Below are 13,920 nucleotides of genomic sequence, written 5' to 3'. Positions count from 1 at the left end.
GCCTTTGCTCGCTTGCGCGCAAATTTCAGGACAATCTTACGGAAATTCAATGGCTTCGCTTGTCGGCACCGCTGAGTTGAAAGGGGTTTCTTAAGACCCCGGCATCTAACGTCGTTGGTGGCAGAATCAGGAGTACTTAGCGTGTTCGGTATCATTGGCATCATTACGATCTTCGCCATGGTCTTTGGGGGGTATCTTGCCGCCGGAGGCAAGATGGCCATCATCATGAAAACACTGCCCTTCGAGATGATGATGATCGGGGGCGCCGCAGTCGGGGCTTTCCTGATCAGCAATGACGGTCCCGCCATCAAACACACCGTCAAGGACATCTCGAAGGTCTTCAAGGGGCAAAGGTGGAAGCCGGCCGACTACCGGGATCTGCTTTGCCTCCTGTATGAGTTGATCCGCTTGGCCCGGAGCAACCCTGTCGCCATCGAGGAACATGTGGAGGATCCCAAAGGTTCTACGATCTTTGGAAAATACCCAAGAATCCTTGCCGACAAGGAGGCCATTGATCTGATCTGTGACACGCTGCGCTCTGCCTCCATGAATTATGACGACCCCCACCAGGTAGAAGAAGTCCTCGACAAGCGCATGGAAGCGACTCAGCAGCATGCCTTGCATTCCAGCCACGCGCTTCAGACAGTCGCCGATGGACTGCCCGCCCTGGGGATTGTTGCGGCCGTTTTGGGTGTGATCAAGACAATGGGTTCGATCGATCAGCCGCCGGAAGTGCTTGGCAAGCTGATCGGCGGCGCGCTCGTTGGCACCTTTCTTGGCGTTTTTCTGGCCTACGGTTTGGTCGCGCCATTCGCAGCGAAGGTGAAAGCAGTAGTTGAGGAAGACAGCCATTTTTACCACCTGATCCGGGAGGTTCTGGTCGCAAACCTTCACAACCACTCTGCAGGCAACTGCATCGAGGTGGGCCGTCAAAATGCTCCCAAGCATATCCGCCCCGGTTACAACGAGTTGGAAGAAGCCCTTCGTAACCTAAAGGAAGCGGCATGAGGGCTTTGCTCGGATCTCTCGTCCTGTGTTGTCTTGCCGCGTCGGCATCTGCCGCCACCGTCAGGGTTAAGTCAGGTGAACACGGGCCCTTCACCCGATTGGTTTTCTACCTTCCCGAAGCCGTCGAGTGGCACATGGATCAGCAGGATCGAGAAGTCACGATTTCTTTTCCGGGGCAGAGATACGGCGTCTTTCTGGACGAGGTGTTCATCAAGATCACGCGCGACAGGATTGCAGACGTCAAGGCAGTGCCGACCGAGGAGAGCATTGTTCTCCGCCTCAATTGCGACTGTTTCGCGACCACTGTCGAATATTCACCCAGGATTCTTGTTGTGGATGTCGCGCCGGGGCAGTCTCCGGTTCGGCTTACGAAGCCAGCCGCTGCGCCGTTTCCGTTCAAGGACTGGGTGCAGGCGGCGCTTGATACCGTTCCAGTCCCGGATGCGAAAGAACCAGTCGCGCCGGCTGAAACGACGCCGGAAGTGCACGAATCTGATGTACTTTCGGGGATTGTGGATGCCGTCGTGCAGAAGGCCTCTCAGGGCTATCTTACCGCGAACGATCTCTCAGTTGCCGAGAATACCGCGCCTGCCGAAGCGATACCGAACCTCACCAAGGCATTGAGCAGCAGCCCCGTAATGCCGGACCGCAACCGAAACGGACCTCATGTGGCCGAGCCGGTCACGCCACTCCGCTTCAACTGCGGGGCGGCGAAGCGACCGGGTGTAGAAGAACATGAATTCATTGCAGAAATCGCAGATCTGCAAACGCAACTGATCACCGAAAGAGGTGAAGTATCTGGTGATGTGGTGCAGCGCATGGCGCGCAGTTTCATTTACTTTGGCCTTCCGCAAGAGGCCAGGAATATACTGTTCCTTGCGGATCAGCCGGTCGCCGAGATGTTTGCTCCGGCCATTTCCTTTTTGGATATCGACGGCTGGGAAGGCGGTCAGCCGCCCCCCAGAACCGTTGCCTGCGAGGGGCTTGCAGAGGTGACGGAGACTGTCTCCAAAGATGGTTCTGCAGGCCTTCAGGATTCGCCTGATGAATTCGTGGCGCGGTTCGCAGCGCTCTCGCCGCACTTGCGGACACTGCTTGGTCAACGGATCGTGGCTGTACTTCGCAGCAACGCAAAGAACGACTACGCCGCAGCACTCGATGCATTCCTGGGAAACGCTTCACCGGCTGAAACGTCCCGGTCAAAGGCCCTGGCGCAAAACAGGTTTTCCGAAGTGGTGCTGGAACTTGAGGCGGCGGCGCAACTTCCGCCTGCCCCCGATGGACAAGGCCGTGATGAAATCCATTCCGCTGGGGCGGGTGCAGGACAAGACCCGGCCGTTTCGACAGATCCGGCGCTCATGCAGACCTTCGTGAAGGAATATGACGGAGCATTGCCCGAAGTGGTACTGGCGAAGCTGTCCATCAACGCTCGCGTTGAAGAAAGGGAATACAAGGCTGCGATCGCGGAGATCCGCAATGCGGAGGTCTTGTCCCCCAAGGCGCGGCGCGCGCTGATTTCCAACGTGATCGGAAAAGCCGCCGCGCAAGGTAGCACGCAATCCTTTCTTGAGGTGGCCTTCTACCTCGACCAGAAAGAGATCCGTAAAATGCCGGAAGGCCTGCTCTCAGACGTCCGGGAAAGGCTGCTGTCCCTCGGCTTCCGCGACAAGGCACAGGGTTTCTCTTTGCCTGACGAAGGTCCGCGGGAACATGCTGCCGTGATGACAGGTGACCTGAACTAATCCTTGAAACCGGCCATTAGTACGATCAACCGTCCGATTGAAAGCCGGATGCCGCCTCAAGTAGCTTTCTGCGGCACTTGCAGGATGTCCCGGGCTTGCTGCCATGTGGCGACGGGGCGCTCGTACTCTTCGCATAGCTTCGCCGCGCGCGCGACCAGCGCCGCATTGGACGGGGCCAGCGTGTCGCGATCTAGGCGCATGTTGTCTTCCAGACCTGTGCGGGTGTGGCCGCCAGCGGCAATCGCCCATTCATTGACGACAATCTGATTTGGACCGATCCCCGCAGCGCACCAATTTGCCCCGGGCGCACGCGTTTTCATCGTATGAACGTAGAAATCAAACACCTCCTTGTCGGCAGGCATCGCATTTTTGACACCCATCACGAACTGGACGTAGAGCTTGCCATAGATCAAGCCTTCGTCATGCATCCGGATGGCATGCAAAATGTGGCTTAGGTCAAATGCCTCAATCTCGGGTGTCACCTTATACTTTTGCATCTCACCAGCCAGCCAGGCGACAAGGTCCGGTGCGTTTTCATAGACGCGCGTGGGAAAATTGTTGGATCCCACGGACAGCGACGCCATATCGGGCGAAAGCGGCAGCATGCCGCCGCGCTCATGCCCCGCACCGGAACGCCCCCCTGTCGACAGTTGCACGATCATGCCCGGGCAATGTTTTTGCAGGCCCTCGACCAACCGTGCGAAGCGTTCAGGGTCCGAGGTTGGGGTCTGGTCATCATTGCGCACATGGCAATGTGCGATGGACGCGCCCGCTTCAAACGCGGCCTGGGTGCTTTCCACCTGCTCTGTGATCGTGACCGGGACGGCGGGGTTGTTCTTTTTGGTCGGCACCGATCCGGTGATCGCGACACAGATAATGCAGGGGTTCGTCATGATATCGTCCCGTGTTGGAGGCCAGGCCCGCCGCCGTAGCGCGGGCCCTTTCGTCAGATGTCGAAAAAGACGGTTTCGTTCTCGCCCTGGATTTGGACGTCAAAGCGGTAAACGATCTTGCCGTCCGCTTCGCTGCGCCGTGCGATCAGGGTCTCGCGGCGTCGTTCCCATTCGACAAGGTTAATCACCGGGTCGGCAGCATTCGCGGCGTCCTCGTCCGAGAAATAGATCCTCGTGTTCAACCCGATGTTGATACCGCGCGCAACCAGCCAGAGGTTGATATGCGGCGCCATGATGCGCCCGTTCCGCCCCATTACGGGGCCCGGCTTTATAGTGTCAAAACCCCATTCGCCGGTGTCAAAATCCGTGATTACGCGGCCCCAGCCGCGAAAGCCGTCCTCGACTTCACCGGGATGTTCCGGATGGGCATAGATGCCATCGGAATTGGCCTGCCATGCTTCCAGCAAGACATCCTTGATGGGGCTGCCCGTGCCATCCATCACCAGACCCTCGACCCGGATACGCTCGCCCTTTGCGTTCGGTCCGGCAATGTCGTGGCCCAGCTCTTCGCGGTAAATGTCAAACCCCGCCGCACCCGGCGCCAGGCCGATATGTACGTAGGGGCCGGCCGTTTGCGACGGTGTCTCGCGCAGGTAATTCAAGTCCTGTGGCATGGCTCAATTCCCCTCCAGACGGTTTTCAAACAAGGTGGACCGGCGACCCCGGAGCACGATATCGAATTTATAGGCAATGGTATCCAGCGGAATGGTGCTGTTCATGTCCAGCTTGGCTGTCACCTGCTCAATCGCGTCGGGGTCGGGGATGGCTTGCACGATAGGGCACATGGGGATCAGCGGATCGCCCTCGAAATAGATCTGGCTGATCAGCCGCTGGGCAAATCCGGTGCCGAAGACAGAGACGTGGATATGCGCCGGGCGCCAGCTGTTGACGTAGTTGCGCCAGGGATAGGCGCCGGGTTTGACGGTGCGAAAATAGTAATAGCCGTCCTCATCCGTCATGGTGCGCCCGCACCCGCCGAAATTGGGGTCGATCGGCGCAAGGTACGTGTCTTTCTTGTGTCGGTATCGACCGCCCGCATTGGCCTGCCAGATTTCCACAAGCGTGTTCCGGACGGGCCGGGCATTTTCATCCAGAACGCGCCCATGCAGAATGATCCGCTCGCCAATCGGCATTTCGCCGGGCTTTGCGTAGTTCACGATCAGGTCGTTGTCTGTCGGGTCGATGTCATTATGCCCGAACACTGGCCCGGTGATTTCGGAGGCGGAGTTTTGCAGGCTGATCAGCGAGTATTGAGGCGAGCGCGTCACGCTTGTCTTGTAGGTGTCGACATAGGCGGGCGGATGGCGTCCACGGTCGCGCTGGTAAAATTCTGCGGGTTTTCTCATCTGTCTTAACCTCTCGTGCAATCGGGCGCGCGCGCTTGCCTGTAATCATTCCTGTTCCATTTCCGCATAGGTTTGCTTGGCCAGTTTCAGCGCCTGATTGGCGCGCGGCACTCCGGCATAGATCGCCACATGCTGAAACGCCTCAAGCACGTCGGTCTTGCTGGCCCCGGTACGGGCCGTGGCGCGGATATGCATGGGAATTTCTTCGAAATTACCAAGAGCGGCCAGAAGGGCCAGGGTCAACATGGATCTGTCGCGGGGACTGATGCCATCGCTGGCCCAAACCGTGCCCCAAGCGCCTTCGGTGATCAGGATCTGGAATGGCTCATCGAAGGGCGTCTTGGCAGCCTCGGCACGGTCGACATGCGCATCGCCCAACACGGACCTGCGAACTTTCGTGCCTTCGTCAAAGCGCTCAGCCATGGTCATACTCCTTCGTGACATTCAATCCGGACCGCATCAATAGGGCAGGCCCACGTAGTTTTGTGCCAGCACGCTTTGTGCTTCGCGATTGGCGCGCAGGAATTCCAGATCGGCGCGTTGGATCTTGAGGTCAAAGGCGGTCTGGTCGGGGAAACGGTGCAGCAGCGTCGTCATCCACCAGCTGAACCTTTCGGCCTTCCACACCCGCGCCAAGGCCCGTTCAGAGTAGCGGTCGATGCCTTCGGGGTCGGCCTCTTCGTAATATTGCATCAGCCCGTGATAGAGGTAATGCACGTCCGAAGCCGCGGTATTGAGCCCCTTGGCGCCGGTTGGCGGCACGATATGGGCAGCATCCCCGCACAGGAACAGCCGACCCCAGCGCATCGGTTCGGTTACGAAAGATCGCAGCGGCGCGATGGATTTCTCGATCGAAGGGCCAGTGATCAGCGTGTCGGCGTATTTCTCGGGAATACGGCTGCGCAATTCGTCCCAGAACCTCTGGTCGCTCCAGTCATCGGGGGTGTCTTCCAACTGGCATTGCACGTAGTAGCGGCTGAGATTGGCGTTCCGCATCGAGCAGAGCGCAAAGCCGCGGGCCGAATTGGCATAGATCAGCTCGTCATTGACGGGCGGGGTTTCCGACAGGATGCCCAGCCAGCCGAACGGGTAGACCTTTTCGTATTCGCGCCGCACCCCGTGGGGGATGGTCCGGCGGCTGACACCGTGAAAACCGTCGCAGCCTGCCACGAAATCGCAATCGATCTGTTGGGTGGCGCCGCCCACGTCAAAGGTCACGAAGGGTTTGTCGGTATCGGCGTCGTTGATCACCACGTTTTCGACATTGTAGATGATCCTGCCGCCAGCCGCCTCGCGGGCGTCGTAAAGGTCGCGCGTCACCTCTGTCTGACCGTAGATCATGACATGCGTGCCGGTGTGCTCGGTGAAGTTGATCGAGAATTCCTGATCGTCGAAAGACAGCACGGTGCTTTCGTGGATGATGCCTTCGCGGTCCATGCGGTCGGCGATCCCGGCCTTGCGCATCAGGCTGACCATCCCGGTTTCCAGAACGCCTGCGCGGATGCGCCCAAGGACATAGTCGCGGGTCTTGCGTTCCAGCACCACGGTGTCGATGCCCCGGCGCAACAGCAGCTGCGACAGTAAAAGCCCGGATGGGCCGCCGCCGATGATGACAACCTGTGCGCGCATGGATCATCCCTCTCCCTTGCTTGATCGCATATTTGATGATTGCTTGTCGTATGTAAAATGATGCTTTTTGCAGAATAGTTATCGAAATTGGAAAGTGTATGCTGGATCGCAGGATAAAGATACGCCATCTGCAAAGCTTCGTGGAAATCTGCCGCGAGCGCAGTATGAAAAACGCTGCGGAAAAGCTGAACCTGACCCAACCCGCAATCTCCAAGACCCTCAAGGAGTTGGAAGATATTCTGGGCGCGCCTTTGCTGACGCGAAGCCGTGCGGGCATATCGTTGACGCGGCATGGTGACGTGTTCCTGCACTTTGCCGAAATGTCGCTGGCCTCTCTTCAGCAGGGCGTGGCCGGGGTCGAAGATCTGGCAGGGCAGGGGCGATCCCGGCTTGCCGTCGGGGCATTACCCTCTGTTGCCGCACGGCTGATGCCTGAGGTGGCGGGCGAATTCGCCTATCTCTCTCCCGGTACGACATTGCGCATCATGGACGGGCCGCATGGCTATCTGATCGACAGGCTGCGACGCGGAGAGCTTGATATCGTGATCGGGCGGCTTGGCCCGCCGGACACGATGCAGAACATCTCTTTCACGCAGCTCTACAACGAAGAGGTGCGGTTCATCGTACGGGCGGGGCATCCTTTGCTAAGGACGCCAGAGCTTTCGCGGATCAACGATTACCAGGTGATCTACCCCTCGCAAGGCTCTGCCATCCTTCCGCTGGTCGAACGGTTTCTCATCAGTCATGGTATCGGGCGGATCGACAAGCGGCTCGAAACCGTCTCGGGCGCGTTCGGACGGGTTTTCACGCGGAAGTCGGATGCGGTCTGGATCATCTCGGCCGGCGTTGTGGCGAACGAGATTGCCGACGGGCATCTGGTGGCGCTGCCTTGGGACACGTCGATGATGCGCGGGCCCGTCGGGCTGATGCGACGTCCGGAAACCACGCAGTCGCCGCAGGATCAGGTGTTCCAGATCGCCCTGCGCAACGCTATGGCGCTTCTTGGCATGCAGGGTTGACCAAATGACGACAATGCGACCGGATGACTGGCGAGCCAGTGCTTGCAATGCCTCAGGTCTGCCGTTCTGATGCCCCTTGGGGTTGAGCGCGAATCTTGGAGGCTGCAGTGCATGGCCAAAGATCAACGAACGCAGAGCCGACGAAAACTGCTTGATGCGATCCGTCGTGACGGGCCCATCGCGCGGATCGATCTCGCGCGCCGGACCGGGATCAGCCAGGCAACAGTGACCACGATCACGGCAGAGCTGCTGCGTCAGGGGCTAATTGACGAGATGTCCGCCCCGGTCGAGGGTCGCGACCACCGCAGGGGGCGTCCGCGCGTCGATCTTGCCCTGCGCGGGGCGGCGCATCTGGTGGCCGGGGTCAAGGTCGCCACCCGCTCCTTGTCCATCGCGCTGATGGATTTCGCGGGGGAGATCAAGGGAGAGCATACCGAAGATCTGGCCGCCAGCGTCATGTCCGCGGCCGAGCTTGCCCGCACCCTGCGCATAGCGCTCGGGCGCGCCGTTGATGCGGCGGGCCTTGCGATGCAGGACATTTCTGCCGTCGGGCTGGGCATGGCAGGCGTGGTGGATGCGGCGCAGGGCTTTGTCTATTGGTCGCCCTCCCTGACAGAGCGTAATCAGCCGATCAGTGACATCGTATCGAAAGAACTTGGCCTGCCGGTCTATGCCGATAACGATGCCAATCTCGTGGCGGTGGCCGAGATGTATTTCGGCCATGGCAAGGCGCACCGCGATTTCATCGTCGTCACCATAGAGGCCGGCGTTGGCATGGGGATCGTCCTTGACGGCGCGCTTTACCGTGGGTCGCGCGGGTGCGGGGCAGAGTTCGGCCATACCAAGGTTCAGCTCGACGGGGCGCCATGCCGCTGTGGACAGCGTGGTTGTCTGGAGGCCTATGTCGCCGATTACGCCTTGCTGCGAGAGGCAGAGGCGGCGGGGATGGCACTTCCCGTGCCGGATGCGGAAAACCCCATTGGACCGCTGCTTGATGCGGCGCGACGGGGAGACGCCACGGCGGTCGGGATCGTGGAGCAGGCAGGCCGTGTCTTTGCGATGGGCCTTGCGAACCTTGTGAACATCTTCGACCCGGAATTGATCATTCTTGCGGGCGAACAGATGCAGTTTGACCACCTCTATGCCGAGGATGTCCTTGCCGATGCCCGCCGGTCCATTGTCCAGATCGACCTGCCGCCGCCAGAGATATTTGCGCATAAATGGGGCGATCTGATGTGGGCGCGCGGTGCCGCGGCCTATGCGCTGGACCGGGTCGCTGACCTGTCCTTGCAAGAGATCGCGGCTCGAAACGTCGCCTGAGAAAAGCGCCTCAGCCCGGTGCGATCTCGATCTGTGTGCGCTGCGTGTAGGGGGTGTCTGGCGAGCAGAGGATGGAGGGGAATGCAGGCGTGTTCACAGCGTTCGGAAACCCTTGGGCTTCGAGGCAAACGCCGCCGTAGCGTTGGTGGTCCTGACCGGCGAGCGGCGTTCCATGCGGCGCCAGTGACACCCCGTTATATAGCTGCAACCCAGGTTGATCCGTCCACAGGCGCAGGCGCAGCCCGTTGGGGGCGGTGACCTCTGCCGCAGGCGCTTCGCCGCCCTCCAGCGCAAGGTTGCCGTCAAGATCGGCATCGCCTATCGGGCGCGCGTCGCGGAAATCATACTCTGTGCCTTCAACGGGGGCGAGATGGCCAAGCGGCAGCAGATCCGGCCCGGTTGGCGTGTATTCCTGCGCTGCAATCCGCAATTCATGCGCGTTGACCGGGCCGCGCCCCATCAGATTGTAATAGCTGTGATGGGCAAGGTTGATCGGCGTTGCGCGATCCGGCACCGCCCTCATGTCGTAGATCAAGCGCCGCCCTTCCAGCGTGATCGTCACCTCGAAATCCACCGCACCGGGATAGCCTTGATCCAGATGGGGCGAATGATATGTCAGCCTGACCGCGCGGGAGCCTTCAGGCTCCATCACCCAGTTGCAGCGGCCCAGCCCGCCCGGTCCCCCATGCAGGTGATGTGGCGGGTTGTTCGCGGGCAGGTGCCAGGTCTCGCCACCCAGTGTGAACCGGCCGCGATCGGTCCGGTTTGCGACGCGGCCCACCACCAACCCCATTGCGTTGGCTCCGGCGCGGTAATCGGCCGGGTCGGCATAACCCAGCACAACCGGTGTTTCGCCGCCATCATGTGCGACACGCCAGTCCTGAACAGCGCACCCTACCGACAGGACAGCAACCTGCGTGTCGTCGCCTTCCAACACGTGGCGACGGATCTGGTCGGCGGGGATATCCAGCCCGACGGCCATCATACGAACCTGTTGACGTAGTTTTCAAGGATCTCCTGTCGCCCGGAATGGGGTTGCGGATTGATATCCTCGGCCAGTACCCGGTCAAAGATGTCGCCCAGATTGCTTTGCAGCATCGCCTTTGCGCTATCTGTCTGCCAGCCTGCGTAACGAGCGGCAAGTGCGTCCTCAAGACCGCCATCCTCCAGCATTGCGGCAGCGGCCTTGAGCCCGCGCGCGCAGATATCCATACCACCGACATGGGCCGCGATCAGATCCTCGGCATCCAGCGACTGCCTGCGCAGTTTGGCGTCGAAATTGGTGCCCCCGGTGGTGAATCCGCCGGATTTCAGGATGTGGTAATAGGCCAGCGCGACCTCTGGCACATTGTTCGGGAATTGATCCGTGTCCCACCCCGACTGGTAATCGTTGCGGTTCATATCAATGGACCCAAGCATCCCTTCGGCGGCGGCCACCGCGATTTCGTGCTCGAAACTGTGACCGGCGAGTATCGCGTGGCCCTGTTCAAGGTTCAGCTTCACCTCATCCTCAAGGCCATATTTCCGCAGGAACCCGATGCAGGTTGCGGCGTCGTAGTCATATTGATGCTTTGACGGTTCCTGCGGCTTGGGTTCCACAAGGATCGCGCCTTTGTAGCCGATCTTGTGCTTGTACTCCACGACCATGCTCAGAAACCGCCCCATATGGTCCAGTTCCAGCCCCAGATCTGTGTTCAGCAGCGTCTCATAGCCTTCGCGCCCGCCCCACAGGACGTAGTTCTGCCCGCCGAGCTTTTGTGTGGCATCCATGCAGCTTTTGACCGTTGCCGCCGCGAACGCAAAAACATCAGGATCGGGGTTGGTCGAGGCACCCGCCATCCAGCGACGGTGGCTGAACATATTCGCCGTGCCCCAAAGCAGCTTTGTGCCGGTCTCTTCCATCTTTTGGCCGAAATAATCGGTGATCTCTTCCAGCCCCTTGAGGTTCTCGGCAAAGCTGTTGCCCTCGGGGCGGACATCGGCGTCATGAAAGCAGAAATAGGGCTGCCCAAGGATGCGGAACATCTCGAACGCGGTATCGGCCTTGGCCTTGGCCTTCGCCATTGAATCCTGCGGATGCCAGGGCCGGATGAAGGTCTGCCCGCCAAAGGGGTCGCCGCCTTCCCATGCAAAGCTGTGCCAATAGGCGACGGCAAAGCGCAGGTGCTCCTCCATGCGCTTGCCCATCACGATCTCTTCGGGGTTGTAATGCCGGAAGGCCAGCGGGTTGGTGCTGTCCGGCCCCTCGTAGGACACGGGTGCGATGGCGTCGAAAAAACCGGATGTCATGGCAAATCCTTCAGGGCTGGATAGGTGGCGCGGAAGGCCTGATAGGCCTCTTCATAAGCGGGCTGGAGTTCAGGGCGGGGGGGCACGGTCCTTGCAACTTCGGGTGCTGACATGACGTCTTTCGGGGCGGCGCCGGTGGCCGCGCATTGTGCAAGACGGGCGGCGCCCATGGCCGCGCCGAATTCACCCTTGGCAGGCAGGTCGATGGGCAGATCCAGCAGCGTCGCGCACAATTCCACCCAATAGGGTGATTGCGCACCGCCGCCGATGGCCAGAACACGGTCAAGCTTCGTGCCGGTGGATTTCAGTGCTTCGAGGTTGTCGCGCAGTGCAAATGCCACGCCTTCCATCACGGCTTGCGTCAGATCCGCTGGACCGTGCGCGATGTCGAGGTTCAGCAACGCTCCCCGAATGCTGCTGTCATTATGCGGCGTCCGTTCGCCCGAAAGATACGGCAGAAAGCGCATCTTTCCCGGCCCGTCGATCCGGTCGCCAAGTGCCTTTGACAGCGCCGCCGCGTCCTGCCCCAGATTGCGGGCCAGCCAGTTCAGGCTATCGGTTGCGGCGAGGATGACCCCCATCTGATACCACGTCTCCGGGATGGCGTGGCAAAACGTGTGCACGGCGGTTTCCGGCATGGGCGCAAAGCTGTCCTTTGCCGCCAGCAGCACGCCGGAGGTGCCGAGCGAGACAAATCCGTCGCCTTCTGTCAACGCGCCCACGCCGCAAGCGGCCACAGCATTGTCACCGCCGCCGCCCGCCACGGCGACCGGCTGCGAGATGCCCCAATCCTGCGCCAGCGACGCGCGCAAACGTCCGGCGAGTGCAGAGCCTTCGACAAGTCGCGGCATCTGGTCCATCCGCATGCCGGACGCGTCCAGAAGCTCGGGCGACCAGGCGCGTTTTTCCACATCCAGCCAGGCGGTTCCCGCCGCATCGGACATCTCGGACACGTGCTCCCCGGTCAGCCAGAAGGTGAGGTAATCCTTGGGAAGCAGGACTTTCGCAACGCGTTCGAATATCTTGGGTTCGTGGCGCGCGAGCCAAACCAGCTTTGGCGCCGTGAAGCCGGGAAAGACGATATTGCCGGAAATTTCGCGCATCCCGGGCTGGCCGTCCAGCTCTGTCGCCTCGGCAAAGCTGCGGGTATCGTTCCACAGAATGCACGGTCGCAGCACATCGTCCTTCGCATCCAGCAGGGTCGCGCCGTGCATCTGCCCGGCCACGGCAATGCCGGACAGGTCCGGCCAGTCCTGCGGATGCGCGGCGCGCAGCTTTGCAACGACGCTTTCGCAGGCGGTGACCCAATCGGCCGGGTTCTGTTCTGACCAGCCACTTTGCGGATGCGACACGGGGTAGGTGGCCTCGGCCGACCCCACCACGCTGCCATCCACGCGTACAAGCAGCGCCCGAAGCCCGGACGTGCCCAAATCAAGACCTAGAAACATCATGCTCCTCCCGGCGTGTGTTTCGAATTTTCCGTCAATATAATTCGAGTGTCAAATTAAAACGGTGACGGATGTCGGGGGCGCGCGAAACTGGACGCTAAATAGCCCTCACCGATGACCATAGGCCGACGCCCAGCCCGCCGTCCACGAAGCTTTTCAAAGTAACGTGGCGACTGTCGGAGAGGTGCGATTCACAAAGACTGCGGCGCGGCGTCAAACGCCGGTTTCGCCGCCCAGATGCGTTTCGCCGCGCGCGCGGGCCAGTTCGATCTGTTTCTGCCGCTCGCGGAACCTTGCCTTGTCGGCGTCAGAGGTTTCGTCGATGCAGTGGTGGCAGGATACACCGTGTTCATATTCCGGGCGGGTGCGATCTTCGGGGAGGATCGGACGGCGGCAGGCATGGCAAAGCAGGTGCGGGCCTTCGCGCAGCCCGTGCCCGACAGAGACCCGCCCGTCAAAGACGAAACATTCGCCTTGCCAGGTGCTGTTCTCCTCGGGGACCTCTTCGAGATATTTCAGGATGCCGCCCTTGAGGTGATAGACCTCCGGCACACCCTGTCCCAGCAAGTAGTTGGTGGATTTTTCGCACCGTATGCCGCCGGTGCAGAACATGGCGATCCGCTTGTTGTGGAACCGTTCCTTGTTCTCCTCCCACCACGCGGGAAAATCGCGAAAGCTTTCCGTATGCGGATCCTCTGCGCCCTCGAAGGTCCCGATGGCCACTTCGTATTCGTTGCGCGTGTCGATGACCGCCACATCGGGGCTCTTGATCAGCTCGTTCCAGGCGTTGGGGTCGACATAATGCCCGACACGCGCCTTGGGGTCGACATCCGGCTGCCCCATGGTCACGATCTCGCGCTTCAGGCGCACTTTCATCCGGGCGAAGGGCTGTTCGCTCGCGGTGGAGAGTTTCCATTCCAGGTCGTCGCAGCCGGGAAGGGTGCGCAGATGTGCCAGCACAGCCTCGATCCCCCTGACGGAGCCGGCGATGGTGCCGTTGATCCCTTCCTGCGCCAAAAGCAGCGTGCCAGTAATCCCTTCGGATCGGCACAGCTCCAGCAGCGGCCCGCGCAAGGCTGCGGGATCGGGAAACCGGGTGAAGTGATAGAGTGCTGCGACGGTGAACATGGGCGCGATTTACGCTTGGAAACCCTTTCGATCAAGGG

General features: G+C 60.5%; 13 protein-coding genes. 4 read left to right on the top strand and 9 right to left on the bottom strand.

The window, feature by feature from the left end; translation table 11 throughout:
- The first annotated feature begins 141 nt into the window (after positions 1-141).
- Both motA and EDD52_RS04335 read left to right on the top strand, forming a co-directional pair.
- Positions 142-1,008 (top strand): flagellar motor stator protein MotA, encoded by an 867-nt coding sequence (gene motA / locus EDD52_RS04340; protein WP_132242233.1) that lies wholly within the window; start codon positions 142-144, stop codon positions 1,006-1,008.
- A complete protein-coding gene (locus tag EDD52_RS04335; protein ID WP_132242231.1) occupies positions 1,005-2,750 on the top strand; it encodes a hypothetical protein in 1,746 nt (581 codons plus the stop codon). Before motA ends, EDD52_RS04335 begins: the two co-directional genes overlap by 4 nt.
- Before the next feature lie 56 nt (positions 2,751-2,806).
- Here EDD52_RS04335 and EDD52_RS04330 read toward each other — a convergent pair whose 3' ends face one another.
- Genes EDD52_RS04330 through pobA form a run of 5 tightly spaced genes read right to left on the bottom strand, consistent with a single transcriptional unit; the run spans position 2,807 to position 6,678 of the window.
- A complete protein-coding gene (locus EDD52_RS04330; RefSeq protein WP_132242229.1) occupies positions 2,807-3,643 on the bottom strand; it encodes a 3-oxoadipate:acetyl-CoA acetyltransferase in 837 nt (278 codons plus the stop codon).
- Positions 3,644-3,696: 53 nt separating this feature from the next.
- Positions 3,697-4,317 (bottom strand): protocatechuate 3,4-dioxygenase subunit alpha, encoded by a 621-nt coding sequence (gene pcaG / locus EDD52_RS04325; RefSeq protein ID WP_132242227.1) that lies wholly within the window; start codon positions 4,315-4,317, stop codon positions 3,697-3,699.
- Positions 4,318-4,320: 3 nt separating this feature from the next.
- Complete coding sequence (gene pcaH / locus EDD52_RS04320; RefSeq protein ID WP_132242225.1) at positions 4,321-5,049, bottom strand: protocatechuate 3,4-dioxygenase subunit beta; 729 nt, start codon at positions 5,047-5,049, stop codon at positions 4,321-4,323.
- A gap of 45 nt (positions 5,050-5,094) precedes the next feature.
- Positions 5,095-5,472 (bottom strand): 4-carboxymuconolactone decarboxylase, encoded by a 378-nt coding sequence (gene pcaC / locus EDD52_RS04315; RefSeq protein ID WP_132242223.1) that lies wholly within the window; start codon positions 5,470-5,472, stop codon positions 5,095-5,097.
- Between the two features lie 36 nt (positions 5,473-5,508).
- Positions 5,509-6,678: a 4-hydroxybenzoate 3-monooxygenase gene (gene pobA, locus EDD52_RS04310; RefSeq protein WP_132242221.1), complete on the bottom strand. Its 1,170-nt coding sequence runs from the start codon at positions 6,676-6,678 to the stop codon at positions 5,509-5,511.
- 98 nt (positions 6,679-6,776) lie between these two features.
- On the opposite strand from pobA, the gene pcaQ reads away from it, so the two are divergent.
- Complete coding sequence (gene pcaQ / locus EDD52_RS04305; RefSeq protein WP_132242219.1) at positions 6,777-7,697, top strand: pca operon transcription factor PcaQ; 921 nt, start codon at positions 6,777-6,779, stop codon at positions 7,695-7,697.
- Between the two features lie 111 nt (positions 7,698-7,808).
- Positions 7,809-9,017, top strand: coding sequence for an ROK family transcriptional regulator (locus tag EDD52_RS04300; protein ID WP_132242217.1), 1,209 nt, complete (start codon positions 7,809-7,811; stop codon positions 9,015-9,017).
- A gap of 10 nt (positions 9,018-9,027) precedes the next feature.
- Here EDD52_RS04300 and EDD52_RS04295 read toward each other — a convergent pair whose 3' ends face one another.
- The 4 genes from EDD52_RS04295 to trhO all read right to left on the bottom strand — a co-directional run bounded on the left by EDD52_RS04295 (position 9,028) and on the right by trhO (position 13,882).
- A complete protein-coding gene (locus tag EDD52_RS04295; RefSeq protein WP_165907455.1) occupies positions 9,028-9,999 on the bottom strand; it encodes an aldose epimerase family protein in 972 nt (323 codons plus the stop codon).
- A complete protein-coding gene (gene xylA, locus EDD52_RS04290) occupies positions 9,999-11,306 on the bottom strand; it encodes a xylose isomerase (protein ID WP_132242213.1) in 1,308 nt (435 codons plus the stop codon). The genes EDD52_RS04295 and xylA overlap by 1 nt, the downstream gene beginning before the upstream one ends.
- Positions 11,303-12,754, bottom strand: a complete 1,452-nt coding sequence (gene xylB / locus EDD52_RS04285) for a xylulokinase (protein ID WP_132242211.1) — start codon at positions 12,752-12,754, stop codon at positions 11,303-11,305. The genes xylA and xylB overlap by 4 nt, the downstream gene beginning before the upstream one ends.
- Before the next feature lie 213 nt (positions 12,755-12,967).
- A complete protein-coding gene (gene trhO / locus EDD52_RS04280; protein WP_132242209.1) occupies positions 12,968-13,882 on the bottom strand; it encodes an oxygen-dependent tRNA uridine(34) hydroxylase TrhO in 915 nt (304 codons plus the stop codon).
- Positions 13,883-13,920: the final 38 nt, after the last annotated feature.

Origin of the sequence: Primorskyibacter sedentarius (assembly GCF_004342065.1) — a bacterium.
GTDB classification, from domain to species: Bacteria; Pseudomonadota; Alphaproteobacteria; order Rhodobacterales; family Rhodobacteraceae; genus Primorskyibacter; species Primorskyibacter sedentarius.
This window is presented reverse-complemented; position numbering and strand designations above follow the sequence as displayed.